Raw genomic sequence first — 19,987 nt, 5'->3', positions numbered from 1 at the left:
ACTACCAAATTTATCTGGCAAATATTGGCTCTTGCTGCTTTCGATCTGTGGACTAGCTATTAAGTTTTGATGCAGATTTTGGATGCAAGAGACTAAACAACAAAAAAGCCTGCCGTTCTCTTTAGTCTAAGAGCAAACTGTGGCAGGTTTAATGAGTTTAGAACTGCTTTGCTTAACTGTCAACCTCTTCTCCTGCGAAGACGCTGCATAAACGGGAAATTCAAAATTCAAAATTTATAGAGGCGCAGATAATTGCTAGTACAACATGGCGTAAATCCACCTACTATCTCAATTAACAATACTTGGAGCTTAACATGGGGTAAAATCCCTTGTTAAAGGTAGTCAAACTTCCGCCACAGTGTACTAGTTATTTTTCCCTGTTTTTGAATTTTGTTGTCAACCATGATTTGTCAAGATAAGTGTTTTTGAACTAACCATTTTTACCCGCTTTTAATGGGACACCCGTTATTAGAGACGGGGTATTTTGGCTGTGATAATAATAACGAGCACAAATGCTACTTGATTTTTTGTTTAATAAAAGTCACAACCTGAGTTAGCTGTTTCTTCAAACCATCAATTTCTGCTTGCATTTTGACAATTTTCTCGTTCAATGCATTAATTTCTGTGTCAGAGACTCCTCCAGCGCTAGGAGTTGCGTTGCTTGCCGCCGTAGGCATCGCAGTATTTGCAGCAGTAGGAGTTGCGTTGCTTGCCGCCGTAGGCATCGCAGTATTTACGACGCTAGGGGCTGCTACCGTACCATTGGTGACACCAGAAGTTGTATTTGTGCCATTTTTTACAGCAATTCCTGCTGCTACTGGGACTAATTCGGGGCGTGGCTGTTTCGCCTTGGTCATAGCTAACTTAATCGCACTAATTAGTTGCTTCTGATCAAAAGGCTTGCCCAGAAATTCAAAATATTCAAAAGGTTCTGTGATTTTCTCGGTCACCTCTTCCTTGCGACCAGACATGATCACCAAAGGAATTTTTCTTAACTCCGGGTGGGCTTGAACTTGCTGGAAAACCTCCCAGCCACTCATTTTAGGCAACAGGAAATCTAGCATAATCAGGCTGAGTTTTTCCTGAAGGATGAAATTTAGTCCTTCCACACCGTCTTTTGCTTCCAGTACCTCAAAATTGCCCGGAGGCAACATTTCTCGTACTTTTACCCTGACAACTGTAGTGTCATCGATAACTAAAATCTTGTTGCTTGCCACGACTGTTTGCTCTAACAGAAACTTTAAGTGTAAATAGCGGTTTTGCTGATTGTCCTTGAGAATTCTCCCACTATATACAAAATTTCTATGAATTGGGGGATAGTATATTTCGGTATAAATGACATTGCTAGAGGTGTTTTGCAAAACTTTTGCTTGCGCTCTTTTCAATTTGTGTCATGGTGATATTTAAAGCTTTAGCTTTGATCTAGGGCATAAGGGACATGAGGACATGAGGACACAAAGACATGGTGACTTCATTAAGAGCGTTCCCGCGTCTGGCGCTTCCTGCGTCTATTCTTATCTATCATTTGTTAATTGACATACCACTACTCTATATCCGCATCTTGCTTGGATGTCTATGATTTCGTCACAACAAGCCAAACTAAAGTCTGAAATTACGGCAATGCCTAGCTGGTTACGTCGCCCTATTGGCAAAGCCAGTGAAATCTCTACCGTACAACGCATTATTAAGCAGCGCCAAATTCACACGATTTGTGAAGAAGGACGCTGTCCCAACCGGGGAGAGTGCTATGCCCAAAAAACTGCAACTTTCTTACTAATGGGGCCTACATGCACACGCTCTTGTGCTTTCTGTCAAGTAGATAAAGGTCATGCACCAATGCCTGTTGATTTAGAGGAACCCCAAAAGGTAGCACAGGCGGTGCAGCTTTTGGGATTGCGCTATGTGGTGCTGACTTCTGTAGCCCGTGATGACTTGCCCGATCAGGGCGCAGTCCACTTTGTGAAGACGATCGCGACTATCCGCCAGTTGAACCCAGAGACTCAAATTGAAGTGCTGACCCCAGATTTTTGGGGTGGTGCTGGTGTTGGGGATTCAGGTCAACGCCAGCGGATAGCCATGATCGTAAAAGCTAAACCAGCTTGTTTCAATCACAATATCGAGACAGTGCGACGGTTAACTGGGCCAGTGCGCCGGGGAGCCAAGTATGATCGCTCGCTTTTAGTACTGGCTGTGGTCAAAGAAATTGATCCAACAATTCCCACCAAATCAGGTTTGATGCTGGGACACGGAGAAACTACCGATGAAGTCGTCGAAGCAATGGCTGATCTAAGGGCTGTGGGGTGCGATCGCTTGACTATTGGGCAGTATATGCGTCCAACTCTTGAACATCTGCCAGTCCAAAAATATTGGACTCCAGAGGAATTCGATCAACTCGGCAGATTAGCATGGGAAATGGGATTCAACCACGTTCGTTCTGGACCTCTGGTTCGCAGTTCCTATCATGCTGGAGAGGAGGGAGTAGGGAGTGGGGAGTAGGGAAAGAAGAGGCGGGGAGCAGGGAGCAGAGGGAAAACAGGTAATTTGAATTCTCCCCCTTGCCCCCAGCAAGAACTGCCCCTGTGCCTATTCCCATGCTCAATTCCCAACTTCACTACAAATATTCTTAAAGAATTTGGATATTTGGTACACCAGTTTGGTATTTCTTAAAAAGTCCTGACATTAGGAGAACCGCATTATGACTGCTAAAGCTAAGAATTCCCCAGTTGCCGACAGTGGAGCTAAACCTCCCTACGCCTTTCGCACAGGCTGGGCACTGTTATTGTTAGCTATCAATTTCTTGGTAGCAGCCTACTACTTCCACATTATTCAATAGTTAGAAGTGGAGTGGTGCTGCTCAAATCGTTCCTTTGAATAAACCTTTGGGACGAATGAGCAGCACCAAAATCATGATCAACAATGCTACACCTTGTTTGTACTGTGAACCCAGCCAAGGGGTGCTGACTTCTTGGACGATACCAATGATAAAAGCTGCTGCGATCGCACCGTAAGGGTTGCCAATGCCACCAAGAATCACTGAGGCAAATAAAGGTAAAATTAAAAACCATCCCATATTCGGGCGCACGGCTGTAATTAACCCATACATACTGCCACCTAATGACGTAAGAGTGCCGGCAATTAGCCAAGTCCAGAAAATTACTCGGTCAACATTAATACCTGAAACCCTGGCTAAGTCCAGATCGTCAGCAACTGCTCGCATCGCCTTACCAATTTTGGTATTTTGCAGCAGGTAATGCAGCGCCAAAATTGCTAGCACCGCCAACCCCAATACCAATAATTGATTTTGCGGTATCTTTAAACCCAAAATATCTAAAGCTGGGGTAACAGGTAAATCATAATTTTGGTTCTTGCCACCCCAAATAAAAATAATCCCATTGCGAAGAAATAAGGCAAGCCCGATAGAAATAATAATCAGCGTAGTGGAAGTAGCACGGATAGAGCGCATCTTTGACCAGAGTAACTTTTCCGATAACAGCATTGCTGCTACAGTTCCCGTCGCCGCCAGGATCATCGATAGCCAAATATTAACTCCAATAGTGTTGATCAGCCAGGTTAGATAGGCTCCCAAAGTTAGAAAGTCACCATGAGCAAAGTTAGATAGCCGTAAAATTCCATAGGTAAGAGTGAGTCCAACTGCGGCTAGAGCAATAATGCTCCCTACCGCAATCCCATTAATGATTAGTTGGGCGAATTGTGTATCCATAAGTTTTAAGTTGCTTTAAAAAATTTTAGGTCAGTGATTCATATAATAATTTTCTTGGTCTAGCTGCTAAATTCGACATCGTTCGACATCATAAGTTATGGTTGATAACAACATAAGTTATGGTTTATAAATAAAAAAGAATTGTCCGCTAATATACAGAGAATCCTATTCGGATTTTTATGCGAAGCTAAACTTGTTCAGCGGTCTAGTTGACCATGCAGCAGTATTCAAGCTTACCAGACCAGAACTCACAGATAGATGCAAGGCCAAAACCTTTGACAATAATTCAGCAACTTTGCGCCAAGTTGTGGCTGGAGAGCAGCTTGAACCAGTTGCAAAGTTGCCTTAATGATTGCCTACTTTCTGCTTGTAACACTGTCCGACCGACAGGAGCCGCAGAAGCAGAAATTTTTCAAACTGTGGTTCAAGAGATTAACATTGCTTTGGACAGCAGTAATGTGGCTTTCACGCATTGTGCCGTAGGCATTGCTCTGTTTCAAGAACAAGAAACTGTTGCCAAAGTTTGCTATGTTTCTTGTTCTCCATCCCCAAACTCACAACCTCCATTTCTAGAAGTGCTAACAGCAGAGAAAAAGCTGCCGTTGAGGTTGCAAGAGGTTATAGAACTCGAAGATTTGCAGCAGCTTGAGAATCAACAACCACCGAGCGCTTGGCGGTTAGCTGATGATTCTGACAACCTCATAGGCTGGCTAATTATCGCCGCAGCGCCCCTAAGCTCTGATCGTGAGTCGCTCATAGAATTACAAGCGAAACTCAGATCACAATTGATGGCAAGGTCTGCCAAGCATTGTACTACAGCCTTGGTACAACTTAGACACATTTTATCTTGGCAGCAACGGTATCAACAGTTCAGTAACTCTAATCAAGAATTGGAGCGCACCAATCAACTCAAAAATCAGTTTCTGGCAAACACCAGCCACGAAATTCGCACACCGCTTGGTTCTATTATTGGGTTTACCCACCTGCTTTTAGCCCAAGGGTATCAACCAACCAGAGAACGTCAGCAAGAGTACTTAAATATCATTCAGTCTAGCGGCAAGCACTTGCTAGCTCTGATTAATGATATTTTGGATCTGTCTAAAATTGAAGCAAATCAGATGGAAGTGCAGTGGGAAACAGTAGATGTACCACTGCTGTGTATCAATGTTTTGGCAATGGTGAAAGAGAAAGCCGCTAATAAAGGTTTGAGACTGTGCCTAGAACTTGAACCTGATATTACAACCTTAGTAGCCGACTCCTTACGACTCAAGCAAATGCTGTTGAATTTACTCTTTAACGCCCTAAAGTTTACTAGTAAAGGAAGTGTTGGCTTACAAGTTGCTCCCAAAGGTGTATTTGTGCATTTTACAATTTGGGATACTGGCACTGGCATTTCCCAACAAGACCAGGCTCAACTGTTTGAACCCTATTTCCAAATTGCCAAGGCTGTCGCTGGTGGTGTTGAAGGTACAGGTTTGGGTTTAGCAGTGACTCGCAAACTCGCCGAAATTCATGGTGGTTCCGTAAAAGTGGAATCTGAAGTAGATCGCGGCTCCCGTTTTACCCTCATACTTCCCCTTAAGCAAGAGGCGGGAATGGGAGGAGATGAAGGAGATGAGGGAGCAGGGGGAGCAGGGGGAGCAAAATACTCCTCATCTCCTTTGTTTTTCACCCCTAGTTCCTCTGTAGACATTTTGCTGGTAGAAAATGACTTACCCAACGCTGATTTGATGCAAATTTATCTACATCAATTGGGATATCAGGTGACTTGGGTTAAGAATGCTGCCCAGATGTGGGAAGCTCTAACACAGTTAGACCCAGCAGTGATTTTAATGGATGTTTATCTGGCAGATGCAAATGGTCTTAACTTGGTACAGCAACTGCGAGAAAATCAGCAATATCGGACAATTCCGATAATTGTTCAAACAGCAATGGCGATGAAAGGCGATCGCGAAACTTGTCTAGCAGCTGGAGTAAATGACTATATTTCTAAACCGATTGATTTACCACTTTTAGCCAGTCTGGTAGCCAAGTACAGCAAAACATCAACCGAGGTTGATGGGGAGATAGAGTAGAGATAGTACATATGTATGATGCGTAAGTCCGATAATTATCTGTGTTTAACTGCTGTGCAAAATTCCACACCCTCGGAATTTGTGCCTAGAATGGAATTTGTTGGGTGCTATAGGGTTTGGGCAGGATTGGGAAATGATACTGACAGAAAAATTTGAGCAATTAAGAGCCTTATTTATAGAAATGGAGCAGGCGTTGATTGCTTACTCAGGGGGTGTTGATAGCACTTTGGTTGCCAAAATTGCTTATGATGCGCTGGGCGATCGCGCTTTGGCTGTCACGGCTGTTTCTCCTTCGCTATTGCCAGAAGAGTTGGAAGATGCCAAAATTCAAGCCGCAACTATTGGGATTCCTCATAAAATTGTCCAGACTTACGAGATGGAAAATCCCAATTACACTTCTAACCCGGTCAACCGCTGTTATTTTTGCAAAAGTGAGTTGCACGACACTCTCAAACCTTTAGCTTTAGAGTTAGGTTATCCCTATGTGGTGGATGGGGTAAATGCCGATGATTTGCATGATTATCGCCCAGGAATTCAGGCGGCGAAAGAAAGAGGGGCGCGATCGCCTTTAGCGGAAGTGGGTGTTACCAAAGTTGAAGTTCGGCAACTTTCGCAACAACTCGGTTTACCTTGGTGGGATAAACCCGCTCAACCGTGCCTCAGTTCTCGCTTTCCTTATGGTGAAGAGATTACTGTAGCTAAGTTACAACGAGTTGGTAGAGCAGAAATTTTCCTGCGAAAGCTAGGTTGGCAGAATTTGCGCGTGCGATCACAAGGGGATACAGCACGGATTGAATTACCAGCAGAACAAATTAAAGAGTTTGTGTTGACTAACGATTTACAGAAAGTAGTTTCGGCATTTCAAGATTTTGGATTTATCTACGTAACCCTGGATTTAGAAGGTTATCGCAGTGGTAAGTTGAATCAGGTTTTGAATCGGGAAGCCTTGAGCGTTAAATTATAAGATTTTAGTTGTATACAGATAAAATTTATACTTCTTTACCTTCTAGAGAAACTAGAAAGCAACCGTTAATCCTCCAGGTATTATCTGGCTGTTTTTCCATTAAATATAAAGCCCTCAAGGGAACTCCATCAGGAGCAAGTAGTAGCACTGGTTGAGTTATGTTTCCCTGGATGGTTGTTATCTTCTCAAAAAAGACAGAACGAGGACGGTATACTGCTGGGTAGCTTATCTTCACCATCTGCATAAAATTTTCTGAGGTTCCAAATTGCGCCTGAATTGCCGGACTGGCGAAGGCAAAAGCGCCTTGGGCATCATCCTTTTTAAAGGCTGCCAATTGGTGTTCAATTAGAGAACGGATGGTGATGGCATCGTTGTCGGTAACTTCCATAAAAAATCTAATAATTGCGTAGGCGCAGCCCGTCGTAGACATTGCTCCAAGCGTCGGCGTAGCGATCGCTCAATTTTCGCGCTGAGTGAGCTTGTATTCTATCTGCTGTAGTGCCGAGCGCCACACATCATAACCCTCTTGAGACAGATGCAACCCATCTGTGGTCAACTCTGGGCGCATATTGCCTTCCATATCTGTAAACCAGCTATAAATATTTAGATAATTAGCGCCTTCTTGTTTGGCAATCTGGGTTAGTTGTATATTAATGTGACGAATGCGGCTATTGGAAAGTTTTGCTAGGCGAGTTGGCAAAATTGATTGGACAATGATTTGAGCTTTTGGGTGAGTCTGCCGTAAACGACGGATAATCCGGCGATAATTACGCAAAATTGTGTCATCACTAGCGCCTTTTCGTAAGTCGTTAATCCCAGCCATGACGTAAATCACATCCGGCCGCGTTGCCGAAAATGCCCCCAATCTTTTTAAAACTCCACTGGAAGTATCTCCAGATATGCCTTGATTCAGCCACAATTTCCCAGCAGGTAGTTTTTCTCTAGGAAACCACATGCTCAAAGAATCACCCACTAAAATACTTAGATGATTTGCACCTTGACCTTGAGCGATCGCTCTAGCTTCTAAAGCTAGTAAACTTTTCCAGTCATCATAAGTTAGTTGACGCTTCTTGATCGACTCCCACAATGATTGCAAATTATCACTATCTACGCGTGTATAAATCTGACCTGTTTTCAAAGCCGCCAATCTTTGGTAGTAAAGTTGATTACCAGATGTCAGTGAGATACCAGTTGCTTGGGCGCTGGGGTTGACTAATGATTCTGTTGGGACTGGTAATCCCTGACTAATCAGTTCTGGTAGGGAGAGATCAAAGCTTTTGATATTTTTCTCACCTGTTGTTGGCTGCGAACTTTTTAGGGGTTGGAACGTTTGGCCACTGAGTTCTGGTAAGGGGAGATCAACACTGGGGATGATTTGTCTACTTACTATTGTCTGCGAGCCTTGTTTTAAATCCCACAGGAATCCAGAATTTTCTGGCAGGACAATCGACAAATGTGGAAGAGCCGATGCTGGTATTGCTAATCCTGTTAACAAGCCTATTGCCAACAGATAAGGGTCCCTCATCGCTTTGTCTCTCCTCTACTCACTGCTTTTCCCTATGACAGCATTAGTTGCCTGTATTCAGGAAAATTTTACTTCGGTTAAGTATTATTCTTATTTACACTGTATAGTTCTGTAAAGCCTATTAACGAGATTATATTAGACAATTCACGATCTCTTTAAACTACGGTTTTTTCGGTGGTATACAAGTCTTATTTGTGAGGATACTTCTCCTAAAAGCACTATTTTTATAAGTTGACCATTTTTTAATAACTAGTGGTCACAAATATTGCAATTGGATGTAAACTCCGTCATTAGTGGATAATTTTTGATTATCTCAGGACAGAGTTTTTTGCTTTTGATGTTGCTATTATAGGAAATAACCATTTGATTTCAGGTTTCCATATCTCAGGAAATTGTGGCGATCGCATGATAGTTTGCTAAACTGCTAGGCGATGTCTGACGACAAAGCGCTTATCATCTACGCTTTTTAATATCTCATATGAAATTGAGCGGTGCAAATGCATCAGTTATCAAATATGAAATTATTAAAGATTCCAGAATTAGCAGAAGAGAAAGCATGGAGACTAAAACAAGTTTCTGACCGTTCTGGGGTAATTTACAGCACAGTTAGAAGTTATACCCGTCGTTTAGGAATGACAACAGTTGACTTTACTGCTATCCACAGATTAGCTCACACCTTTGATGTGACGATTGAAGACTTAGTGGAAATTATAGAGGAATAGGCAAAAGTTTAACTGTTGAGGATGTTAATAAGCTAATGAGCATTTAAGTTGCATAAAACCAGGGTTATAGCCGCTTACTACAAGCGAATCAGTCTGGAAAAATGAATGACGATTAGCTTATCATACGATGATGTGCCCTTAATGAGCAAGTAAAAGGTTAGTCCTACTGAGAGTTCGAGAACTTGCTCAAAAAAGGTTAGACTCTCAAATTGGTTTGGGAGAATTCTGGAGTAATCTACAGCGTTGTTAAACACTATACACGTTACGCTGAGATTAAAAAAGTTAAATTTATTTTCATCTAAAAGTTGCCTCTTACCTTTGATGCGATGATTAAGGATTTGATGCAGATTGTCCAGTAGTAGAAAAATTACCTGTATTCCTGTTGTAGTTATATATATACATAATTAAAAATTTATGTTTACTCATTGAAGTATGAGTTTAAACACATTTAAATTAAGTTTTAACTATATAAAATAACTTCATTGGAAGTGCTAAGATTTAGGCTGAATCATTAGTGTTTTCCTTTTCTTCCGTGGCTAGAGCTAGTACAGCGATTGGTGTCAGTCCCATTATTAAAGAGATTGTGCAAAAACAGGCACATTCAACACGTTTGACCCTGAAAGAAGTTATTCTCATGGGGATGTTAGCAATTGACAAACTAGATGATCAAGGTCGTCAAGAGCTTGCGGATCAAGTTCATCAAATGCAGGTGAATGGAGAAATTTGAGTGAGTAGTTATGAGTTCAGAGTTATAAATTATATATTTTAACTCCTCAGTCCTGACTCTTTACTTAATTTGTTTATTGGCTAAATCGATAACGACTTCCCGTTACATAATCTTCATTAATTTCAAAAGATATCCATCGGCGTTGCAGAGTTTCAGCAACAAACCCGGTTGTGTTAAAACCTGCAAATGGATCTAATACCATATCACCTTCATTAGTTAAGAATTTGATGAAGAACTCGGCGAACCCTTGAGGAAAACGTGCTGGATGGGGTCTAATTTCTGCTGCTTTGCAGCGTTGTAAATAAGCGCTATTAGATTCAGTATTAGCAATTTCTAGCAAATTTGGCGGAATTGCACCTTGGTTATCCTTTTGAAATTTATCAGAAATATTATGTCCACTAGGACGTATTTTGGCCTTATAGCCATTTTTGAGTAATTGTTTCATACTTTGGCTATAGGGCTTTAAAACTTTTCTGTTATCTGCTTTAGGATTAGGTGTTTTAAACAACCACCAAACTGTATTTACAGAATCTTTCACACGAATCCGCCTAATTGTCACCCACTCAGCAGGGGTTAGCAGTCGAGCCGGATTATAGTGGTAAAATTCTTGAGCAAGAAAGAAACCTACTTCTTTGCATAATCTAACTAAAACTTCGTATTGGTAGATACTCCGCACAGGATTACCAGGAAGGTAAGCACCGCCTAAATCTAGTACGAATGAGCCATTCTCTGTCAGTACTCTTTTAAATTCATAGGCAAAAGGTAGAAACCACTCAATATATTTTTCAGCAGTTTCGTTACCGGATTCTTTTTTTCGTGTCAGCGCAAATGGGGATGATGTGATAATTAAATTAATACTATTATCATCAATAAATTTAATAAGTTTAAGGCTATCACCTAAATATGCTGCTCCGTTCTGCTGGGTATAAAAGGGATTAAAAATTATTTCTTTTGCTGGCGTTATTGGTTTCTCTTGCAAGAGTGATAAGATTATTTCGTTTTTTATAGTTATAACTTGTTTTGGTATTATCCAACTATTTAATTTTAAAAGTTATTTTTTTAACGCAGGGGGACACAGAGCAAAGCGCAAAGTTACGCAGAGGACTATATTAACTTTCGGCACGCTTTGCGATCGCGTAGCGTCTCCGATACATAACATATATTTGGGTTTTGAGTAATGCGTTCTTGCCAGTTTGTCATGGTTAGGCGATCGCTCTTTAGATTAGCCTGATAATTAGATTGTGCTAAATCTTTTCTAGACTGGAATTGATTTTTTCATAATATAGGCAACCTCACCATAACTAGGACTTCCAGTTAGCCCTTGTAAATTATTATGCTCTATATTTTATAGTGAAACTTAACCCAAGCGTTATTACCTACCACCTGTAGCCTCTTTATTACCCCACTCTAGCCAAGCTTTAGTCATCTCCTTTACCTTTCCTCTATATTCTGGATGTACAGGATCTTCTCTGCTGATGGATTTTAATGCCCAAAACCAGTGTCCAGATTTATTTTCCAGTTCCCTAAGTAAAAGTGGGATTACAGGTTTTCCCATACCAATAATTTGCTGGTATGCAGGGTGTATCGGCATTTGGTTAGTAGATGATATCCCAAAAGTTTCTTCACGCCATTGCTTAACAAGCGCTGTAAAGGTAGCTTCTATTTCTGAGTTTTGCAGTTCTTCCATGTTGCTGCTGATCACTAAGTTAATTTTAGGCGATCACAGTCTACCTTTTGTATTTAGACAGAAAGCTCAAAAATTCTTCTACTACTGCCCTTGGTTGGTTGTAGCATTTCTCCGCAGGGTAGTGTTCAACGCAGAGAATTCCTGACTTTTTAAACCAAGCATCCTTTTCTTTATCCTTCTCATACCTGTCTGGGTGAAAAGAAATCTCTAATATCCCAAATGTTCCGTCTAAACACACTAAAAAATCTACTTCTCGGTGATCTTCATAAATATTACCTGTTTCATGTCTGACAGCTAGAGGTAGTGGAAAGAATAAAACACTTTTCATTTCTAACTCTTGTGCAATTCTAATTTCAGACTGTGACGCAAATTTCATCTCATTGTAAATGATCGGCTCTATACCTTTTCGAGCAAAAGCTTTCTCTGTAACAAGTCCTTGATTCAACTCTTTTGATTTGGCTATTAGAAATTTAATAGTCTTCTGCCAATTCTCTTCTACCTCTAGTAACTTAACTTTGTAGTATATGGGAAATTTAGCCATATCATTCCAAATATGACCAGTAGCAATGGATACAAAATAATGTCTCAAAGTTTGTTGAATTTCGTCACTATTTGAGACTATTAACCTGAGATTAAGTGGCAAATATACTATAAGACCTGAATTATAACTATCATATTTATACCATTCAACATCAAATTCTAATTCAGCATCAACAATAATTGCTGCATAGTCGTTCCAGTAATCATTAATTAAAGCTTGAACCCAAGTTCGATGTAATTTTTCTAACAATTCCGAATCTTGCATCAAAAAATATTTCAAAACATACAAATTAATACATACTATATCCCTAACCTCATCCAGCTACAAAATTAATTTCACAAAAAATCCCCCACCTTGCGGCAGGGGATTTTTATTACTTATCTACAAAACTAGCAGCCGAATTAACCGAACTTACCAGCAGTAGAAGCAATTAAGAATGCCGCGTAAGTCACGATGTAGCCAACAGTGAAGTGAGCTAGACCAACTACACGAGCTTGAACAATTGACAGAGCCACGGGCTTGTCTTTCCAGCGAACTAGGTTAGCCAGAGGAGTGCGTTCGTGTGCCCAAACAAGGGTTTCAATCAACTCTTGCCAGTAACCTCTCCAGGAGATTAAGAACATGAAGCCAGTAGCCCAAACTAGGTGTCCAAACAGGAACATCCAAGCCCAGACAGACAGGTTATTCACGCCGTAAGGGTTATAACCGTTAATCAACTGAGCAGAGTTAGCCCAGAGGTAATCGCGGAACCAGCCCATGAGGTATGTAGAGTTCTCATTGAACTGAGCCACATTGCCTTGCCAAATACCTAAATGTTTCCAATGCCAGTAGAACGTAACCCAACCAAGGGTGTTGAGCATCCAGAATGTAGCCAGGTAGAAGGAATCCCAAGCTGAGATGTCGCAAGTACCGCCACGACCGGGGCCGTCGCAAGGGAAGGCATAGCCGAAGTCCTTTTTATCGGGCATCAGCTTAGAACCACGGGCATCCAAAGCACCTTTGACCAAGATCAAGGTGGTGGTGTGCAGACCTAAAGCGATCGCATGGTGTACCAAGAAGTCGCCAGGGCCTATTGTCAAGAACAGGGAGTTTGTACCAGCATTGATCGCATCTAGCCAGCCTGGTAACCAGACGTTAGCGTAGTTGGGCCATGCTGTGTAAGCAATACTATCTGGGTTAGATAGCAAGGTGTCTAAACCGTACAGTACCTTACCGTTAGCAGCTTGGACGAATTGAGCAAATACTGGCTCAATCAAGATTTGCTTTTCAGGAGTACCAAAAGCAACTACTACATCGTTGTGTACGTACAGACCAAGAGTGTGGAAGCCCAAGAAAAGGGATACCCAGCTAAGGTGGGAAATAATCGCTTCTTTGTGCTTCAACACGCGCTCAAGGACGTTGCCCTTATTTTGCTCTGGGTCGTAATCACGTACCCAGAATATTGCTCCGTGAGCAAAAGCACCAAGGATCAGGAAACCAGCAATGTATTGATGGTGCGTGTATAGCGCTGCCTGAGTCGTGTAGTCCTTCGCAATAAATGCGTAGGAAGGCATGGCGTACATGTGCTGCGCTACCAGAGAGGTGACGGTTCCCAGAGCAGCTAGGTGAATACCCAACTGGAAGTGCAGCGAATTGTTATAGGTGTCGTACAACCCTTGGTGAGGCAGGTTGAACTGACCTTCACTGGTGGTACCAGGTACTAAACCAGATTTGGAGTTCAGCATTTCTTTGATGCTGTGACCAATTCCGAAGTTAGTCCGGTACTGGTGACCGGCAACTATGAAGATAACCGCGATCGCTAGGTGGTGATGAGCTATGTCAGTCAGCCACAAAGCTTCTGTCTGAGGATGGAAGCCACCCAAGAAACTCAGAATCGCAGTTCCTGCACCTTGTGATGTCCCGAATATATGTCCAGGAGTGTCAGGGTTTTGAGAGTAAACACCCCAGTTACCTGTAAAGAATGGTGTCAAACCTGCTGGGTGGGGTGGAGTAGATAGGAAGTTATCCCAACCTACGTGCTGACCGCGAGATTCGGGGACAGCAACGTGAATTAAGTGACCAGCCCACGCCAAAGAACTAACACCAAACAAACCTGCTAAGTGGTGGTTTAGGCGATGTTCAGCGCTCTTAAACCATGCCAAGCTAGGACGGTACTTGGGTTGCAAGTGCAGCCAACCAGCGAACAACATTACAGCCGCGAATAACAGCAAGAACACTGAACCGTTGTACAGTTCGCCGTTCGTCCGCATTCCGATCGTATACCACCAATGGTAGAGACCAGAGTAGGTAATGTTTACCGGATTGCTAGCGCCAGCTTGGGTAAAAGCTTCGATCGCTGGTTTACCGAAGTGGGGGTCCCAAATCGCGTGGGCGATGGGACGGATGTGAAGGGGATCTTTAATCCACTGTTCAAAGTTACCTTGCCAGGCTACGTGGAACAGGAGGCTGGATGCCCACAGGAAGATGATTGCCAAGTGACCGAAGTGAGTTGCGAAAATCTTTTGGTAAAGATTTTCTTCCGTCATGCCATCATGGGTTTCAAAGTCGTTGCCTGTAGCGATCGCATACCATATCCGACGAGTCGTCGGATCCTGTGCGAGATCCTGGCTAAATTTCGGAAATTTTGTCGCCATAGGTTTAATAAATCCTCTGACCTTTAGCCATCAAATATCAGTTCAATTTCGGATTTTAGATTTTGGATTTTGGATTAAATCTAAAATCCCTTCGGGTTCGGCAGTCGCTCATGGGGGAAACCCCCAAGACCGCGCTGCCTCACCAAAACCCAAAATTTTGCTGATTGCTACCCTACTGAAAGGATGTGTGCATGGAAGAACGCCCAAGTTGTGGCAATCCCTCCCAAAAGGTAGTGAGCTACCCCTACAGCCCGACCCTGAATAATACTCAGAGCGCGAGGCTGAATTGCTGGTGCTACCTTCAGTTTATTATGCGCCCAAACTATGGACTCAATTAGTTCTTGCCAGTAGCCGCGACCACTGAACAGGAACATCAAGCTGAATGCCCAGACAAAGTGAGCGCCTAAGAAGAGTAGACCATAGGCAGACAGCGCACTGCCATAGGAATTGATGACTTGTGTAGCTTGTGCCCACAAGAAGTCCCGTAACCAACCGTTGATGGTGATGGCGCTTTGGGCAAAGTTACCACCAGTGATGTGAGTCACAGTACCATCTGCATCTACGGTTCCCCACACATCTGATTGCATCTTCCAGCTGAAGTGGAAAATTACAATTGACAGGGAGTTGTACATCCAGAAAAGTCCGAGGAATACGTGATCCCAACCAGACACTTGACAGGTACCACCACGACCAGGACCGTCGCAGGGGAAGCGGAAGCCCAGGTTTGCCTTGTCTGGAATCAGACGAGAGCTACGGGCGTATAGCACACCTTTGAGCAGAATTAGGACGGTGACGTGAATGGTGAAGGCGTGAATGTGGTGAATTAGGAAGTCCGCTGTACCCAAAATAATGGGTGCAGCTGCCACTTTACCGCCAACAGCCAAAATACCGCCGCCAAAGACATAGCTAACTGGTTCTAGGGCATTGGGTGCAGTTGTACCAGGAGCCAAGGCGTGGATATTTTGTATCCATTGGGCAAATACTGGCTGCAACTGAATTCCTGTATCAGAGAACATGTCTTGGGGACGACCCAATGCACGCATTGTGTCGTTGTGGATGTAAAGTCCAAAGCTGTGGAAGCCGAGGAAAATACATACCCAGTTCAGGTGAGAAATAATCGCGTCACGGTGACGAATCACCCGATCCAGCAAGTTGTTTTGGTTCACAACTGGATCGTAATCTCGCACCATAAAGATAGCAGCGTGGGCCGCTCCACCAACGATCAAGAAGCCACCGATCCAAATATGGTGAGTGAATATGCACAACTGCGTGGCATAGTCAGTTGCCAAATATGGATAGGGGGGCATCGCGTACATGTGATGCGCGATGATAATGGTCAACGAACCCAAGAAGGCCAGGTTAGTAGCCAACTGAGCGTGCCAGGATGTGGTCAGGTTTTCGTAAAGACCTTTGTGACCTTCACCGGTGAAAGGACCTTTGTGGTTTTCTAGGATCTCTTTAATGCTGTGACCAATACCCCAGTTGGTACGGTATTGATGACCAGCAACAATAAAGACAACTGCGATCGCTAAGTGGTGATGCGCTATGTCAGTCATCCACAAGCCGCCAGTTACTGGGTTCAGACCGCCCTTGAAGGTAAGGAAGTCAGCATACTGACCCCAGTTCAAGGTGAAGAAAGGTGCTAAACCAGCAGCAAAGCTGGGATACAACTCGGTCAACAAGTCTTTGTTCAAGATGAACTCGTGGGGCAAGGGGATGTCTTTGAGAGCAACGCCTGCATCCAAAAGCTTGTTGGTCGGTGCGGACACGTGGATTATGTGACCTGCCCATCCCAAGGAACCACAACCTAGCAATACTTGCAAGTGGTGATTCAGCATCGACTCCACATTCTGGAACCATTCCAGTTTAGGAGCGCGTTTGTGGTAATGGAACCAGCCTGCAAATAGGAATAAGCCTGCTAATACCAAGCCACCGATCGCAGTTACGTAAAGCTGGAAGGAGTTTGTAATCCCCCAACCACGCCATACTTGGAACAAACCGGAGGTGATTTGAATCCCGTGGAAACCACCGCCAACATCACCGTTCAATATGTCTTGTCCCACAATGGGCCAAACGACCTGGGCACTAGGCTTAACGTTTAACGGGTCGGTTAACCAAGCTTCGTAGTTAGAAAACTTCGCGCCGTGGAAAATCATCCCGCTCAACCAAACCATCACTACGGCTAAGTGGCCGAAGTGGGCTGAGAATATCTTGCGGGATATGTCTTCTAAATCGCTTGTATGTGTATCAAAATCATGGGCGAGTGCGTGCAGGTTCCAAATCCATGTGGTGGTTTTGGGACCTCTGGCTAAGGATCTGTCGAAGTGTCCAGGTTGTGCCCATCTCTCGAATGAGGTAGGAACCGGATCGTTATCGACGATTACTCTTGCCTTTTTTTCCTCTCGCTCCGGAGGACTTATTGTCATTCGACCTCCTCTCTTGATAAGGAATGAGGATTTATGGATACCACAAAATGAACCATTACCACATACTCCAGAATTTTACTGAAGCCGCGATGAAGACCCGATGTGGAAAGTTGTTTCTCGTTGAATTATAGAGTCTTCACTTGTACTTTGTTAGAGATATTTTAACAATAATTCAAACTTGTGGAAATATTGCTGGAATTCCTGCCTGTTCTGGTTTTTCACTGCAAACTATTTGTACAAAAGTCAATAGATTATCTATTTAATTTACAAAGAATAACAATTCGTAAAATTTATGGTTTGGCTGTATATAGAGGATGTTCCAGCTTTTGCTGCTGTTACTCGTGAATATTTGTATCATGTTTTAATTGTTACAAGTAAAAAGCTGTAATGAATATGACTTGTTTTAAAATTTCCTGAAATATACAGGAAAACTTATGGGAGGTGAGGCAGATTTCACCTTTTGGGCTATAGTTCCCTATGGACAGTTTGAGCCAAAATAATCTGTCAATCAATTTTGGATTTTGGATTTTGGATTTTGGATTGACACTTCGGCTTCTCTACGAGACGCTGCACGAACGCTCAGTGCTGACCCCGACCAGTATCTTCTCTAGGAGATGCTCCGCCAACGTAGCGGGACGAATTACGGGTACTTGGCTCTGAGGATTTTGGATTTCCAATCTTGATAGGCGTTAGCTAGTCATCATTGGTGTCAACTTAACGTGAAAGCTTATCATGAACTTGCTTTTAGAGATTGTCTCTTTCCCTGTCACTGACTGGGAATGCCTAGTAAGAGGCTCCGAAGACTAGTGGCACTGCAATGAAAGAGCATTTCCAGCCAGAGGCTCTTAACGAGATTTTAAAGGGGTTGTAGCTTAAGTTGACACCAATGGCTAGTCATACACTCCTACAGATGCTCGTTCCGACGCTCCTACGTCGCTAATGCTGCGCTATCGCTACCGCTTCTCTACGAGACGCTGCACGAACGCTAACGCTAAAGCTACGCTATCGAGCGAATGAGTGGATTTGTTCCGCCCACGCTAGGACAGGGCATGAACCAAAATAATCTAAAATCTAAAATCTAAAATCTAAAATCTAAAATCTAAAATCTAAAATCTAAAATCTAAAATTGATATGGTCAATTGTCGAAGACTATCACTGGGTGCAACGCATGAACTCGTGGCAGAAAAGGGTGTTAGAGAAGCTCCTCCCTAAGAGGTTCCCAATTTTGAGGTGGGTAATGACATTGGTGCTGGTATTAAGCTTGACCAGTTGTGGGGAGAAAGTCGCAAGCCAGGAAGTATCGACTGGCTATAGAGAAAACCCTGCACAGATTTCTCAAATTTCAAAGCAATTTTCGGAAGTTTCCCCACCAGCTGTTATCCAAGAACTGCGGACAATTTTGGAAGTTTATCAGCCACAAGTGACAATTGTTACTCCAAAACCTGATGAAGTTTTTCAAGACAATAAAATCACAGCCAGTTTTCAGGTTAAGGATCTACCAATATTTAAAGACCCAGAATTACAACTGGGTCCCCATCTACACGTAATTCTGGATAACCAACCTTATATAGCTATTTACGACCTGAATCAGCCCTTGCTTTTGCCAGACTTATCTCCAGGGACTCATACCCTGCGCGTCTTTGCCTCCCGTCCTTGGCATGAAAGCTTTAAGAATGAAGGCGCTTATGCTCAGACAAGATTTCACGTCTTCACCAAAACCGACGACAACAACCCAGATCCCAAATTACCCCTGCTAACTTACAGCCGTCCTCAAAGCAGCTACGGAGCAGAACCAATCTTACTGGACTTTTACTTAACTAACGCTCCTCTGCACCTCGTCGGCAAGGAAAACGCCAACGATGAATTCAGTGATTGGCGCATCCGCTCCACAATTAATGGTGAAAGCTTTATTTTCGATCGCTGGCAAGCAGTTTATCTTAAAGGCTTCCGTCCAGGAAAAAACTGGGTAAAACTGGAATTTCTCGATAACCAGGGAAATCCTGTCAAAAATGCCTTTAATACCACAGTTAGATTGATTGATTACCAGCCAAAAGGTAAAGATACTCTGTCGAGAATTGTCAGAGGGGAACTCACAGCAGATGAGGTGCGCCCCGTTGTAGACCTGAATTATAAACTTGTACCTAAACCTACACCCACGCCTTCTGTTGAAAAAACACCCCAAATACAACCGAAGGTAGAAAAACAGCCTATTCCTGAAACTCAAATTCCAAAAAAATCCAAAATACAGCCAGAACAACCAAAATTAGAAGTTCCAACGGCTGCACCATCTCCCAGCTTGTCCCCGACACCACCAGAAATAATTACGCCAACACCAGAAGCACAGCCAGAGGTAATACCAACTCCTGAATCAACGCCGTTACCCGAAAAAGCTATACCTCAGCCAACAAAACCGAGATTTGGCGGATTTTTTAACCGTCGGGCGGGCAAAGTTCCCACTCCACAAGAAACAGTTGCACCATCTCCTAGTTTGCCACTCACGCTGCCAGAGATTATCGAGTCTCCTGCACCAGAAACAATTACGCCAACACCAGAACCACAGCCACAGGTAATACCAACTCCTGAATCAACGCCGTTACCCGAAAAAGCTATACCTCAGCCAACAAAACCTAGATTTGGTGGATTTTTTAACCGTCGGGCGGGCAAAGTTCCCACTCCACAAGAAACAGTTGCACCATCTCCTAGTTTGCCACCCACGCTGCCAGAGATTATCGAGTCTCCTACACCAGAAACAATTACGCCAACACCAGAAGCACAGCCAGAGGTAACACCAACACCTGAATCAACCCTGTTACCCCAAAAAATCGCTCCTGATTCAGAAAAACCAGAATTAAAAAGATATTTCAACCCGCGTCAGTTCCCAAATGCGACACCATCTCTCGGTTTGCCAGCTACACCTACCCCAGCAGTTCCACAAACTACACCACAAGAGAAGTAAAAAAATAATG

The 19,987-nt window shown here is 43.2% G+C and carries 16 protein-coding genes; 7 read left to right on the top strand and 9 right to left on the bottom strand.

Translation table 11 applies throughout. From position 1 onward, the window contains the following. Positions 1-515 precede the first annotated feature (515 nt). Positions 516-1,217, bottom strand: coding sequence for a response regulator (locus tag V7K46_RS04780; protein ID WP_335111561.1), 702 nt, complete (start codon positions 1,215-1,217; stop codon positions 516-518). 358 nt (positions 1,218-1,575) lie between these two features. Between V7K46_RS04780 and lipA the strand changes: the two genes are divergently transcribed. Further along, entirely contained in the window at positions 1,576-2,496 is a 921-nt protein-coding gene (gene lipA, locus V7K46_RS04775; protein ID WP_335111483.1) for a lipoyl synthase, read from the top strand. 199 nt (positions 2,497-2,695) lie between these two features. Beyond that, entirely contained in the window at positions 2,696-2,833 is a 138-nt protein-coding gene (locus V7K46_RS04770) for a photosystem I protein PsaX (RefSeq protein WP_104907558.1), read from the top strand. Positions 2,834-2,854: 21 nt separating this feature from the next. Here V7K46_RS04770 and V7K46_RS04765 read toward each other — a convergent pair whose 3' ends face one another. Beyond that, positions 2,855-3,721, bottom strand: a complete 867-nt coding sequence (locus tag V7K46_RS04765) for a branched-chain amino acid ABC transporter permease (protein WP_335111482.1) — start codon at positions 3,719-3,721, stop codon at positions 2,855-2,857. A 215-nt stretch (positions 3,722-3,936) separates the two neighbouring features. Here V7K46_RS04765 and hrmK point away from each other — a divergent pair, with 215 nt between their 5' ends. Together hrmK and larE are read left to right on the top strand one after the other, a co-directional pair. Then, positions 3,937-5,796: a hybrid histidine kinase/response regulator HrmK gene (hrmK, locus tag V7K46_RS04760; protein ID WP_335111481.1), complete on the top strand. Its 1,860-nt coding sequence runs from the start codon at positions 3,937-3,939 to the stop codon at positions 5,794-5,796. Between the two features lie 133 nt (positions 5,797-5,929). Then, entirely contained in the window at positions 5,930-6,760 is an 831-nt protein-coding gene (gene larE, locus V7K46_RS04755) for an ATP-dependent sacrificial sulfur transferase LarE (RefSeq protein ID WP_335111480.1), read from the top strand. 25 nt (positions 6,761-6,785) lie between these two features. Here the strand turns inward: larE and V7K46_RS04750 are convergent, their stop codons facing one another. Continuing rightward, a complete protein-coding gene (locus V7K46_RS04750; protein ID WP_335111560.1) occupies positions 6,786-7,148 on the bottom strand; it encodes a DUF4864 domain-containing protein in 363 nt (120 codons plus the stop codon). 69 nt (positions 7,149-7,217) lie between these two features. Then, positions 7,218-8,285 (bottom strand): SGNH/GDSL hydrolase family protein, encoded by a 1,068-nt coding sequence (locus V7K46_RS04745; RefSeq protein ID WP_335111479.1) that lies wholly within the window; start codon positions 8,283-8,285, stop codon positions 7,218-7,220. Between the two features lie 515 nt (positions 8,286-8,800). On the opposite strand from V7K46_RS04745, the gene V7K46_RS04740 reads away from it, so the two are divergent. Beyond that, positions 8,801-9,007, top strand: coding sequence for a helix-turn-helix domain-containing protein (locus V7K46_RS04740; protein ID WP_335111478.1), 207 nt, complete (start codon positions 8,801-8,803; stop codon positions 9,005-9,007). A gap of 514 nt (positions 9,008-9,521) precedes the next feature. Continuing rightward, positions 9,522-9,734, top strand: coding sequence for a hypothetical protein (locus V7K46_RS04735; protein ID WP_190728355.1), 213 nt, complete (start codon positions 9,522-9,524; stop codon positions 9,732-9,734). Between the two features lie 73 nt (positions 9,735-9,807). Here V7K46_RS04735 and V7K46_RS04730 read toward each other — a convergent pair whose 3' ends face one another. From V7K46_RS04730 to psaA, 5 genes are all read right to left on the bottom strand, one after another. Then, positions 9,808-10,713, bottom strand: coding sequence for a DNA-methyltransferase (locus tag V7K46_RS04730; protein WP_335111477.1), 906 nt, complete (start codon positions 10,711-10,713; stop codon positions 9,808-9,810). 393 nt (positions 10,714-11,106) lie between these two features. After that, on the bottom strand, positions 11,107-11,421 hold the full coding sequence (locus V7K46_RS04725; protein ID WP_335111476.1) for a hypothetical protein: 315 nt from the start codon (positions 11,419-11,421) through the stop codon (positions 11,107-11,109). 40 nt (positions 11,422-11,461) lie between these two features. Continuing rightward, a complete protein-coding gene (locus tag V7K46_RS04720) occupies positions 11,462-12,226 on the bottom strand; it encodes a hypothetical protein (RefSeq protein ID WP_335111475.1) in 765 nt (254 codons plus the stop codon). Positions 12,227-12,363: 137 nt separating this feature from the next. Continuing rightward, positions 12,364-14,595 carry a photosystem I core protein PsaB gene (gene psaB, locus V7K46_RS04715; protein ID WP_335111474.1) on the bottom strand — a complete coding sequence of 744 codons (2,232 nt, stop codon included), beginning with the start codon at positions 14,593-14,595 and terminating at the stop codon, positions 12,364-12,366. Between the two features lie 167 nt (positions 14,596-14,762). Continuing rightward, entirely contained in the window at positions 14,763-17,021 is a 2,259-nt protein-coding gene (gene psaA / locus V7K46_RS04710) for a photosystem I core protein PsaA (protein ID WP_335111473.1), read from the bottom strand. Positions 17,022-18,189: 1,168 nt separating this feature from the next. On the opposite strand from psaA, the gene V7K46_RS04705 reads away from it, so the two are divergent. Further along, positions 18,190-19,977 carry a hypothetical protein gene (locus V7K46_RS04705; RefSeq protein ID WP_335111472.1) on the top strand — a complete coding sequence of 596 codons (1,788 nt, stop codon included), beginning with the start codon at positions 18,190-18,192 and terminating at the stop codon, positions 19,975-19,977. Positions 19,978-19,987 lie beyond the last annotated feature (10 nt).

Origin of the sequence: Nostoc sp. (genome assembly GCF_036917395.1) — a bacterium.
Classification (GTDB): Bacteria; Cyanobacteriota; Cyanobacteriia; order Cyanobacteriales; family Nostocaceae; genus Nostoc.
This window is presented reverse-complemented; position numbering and strand designations above follow the sequence as displayed.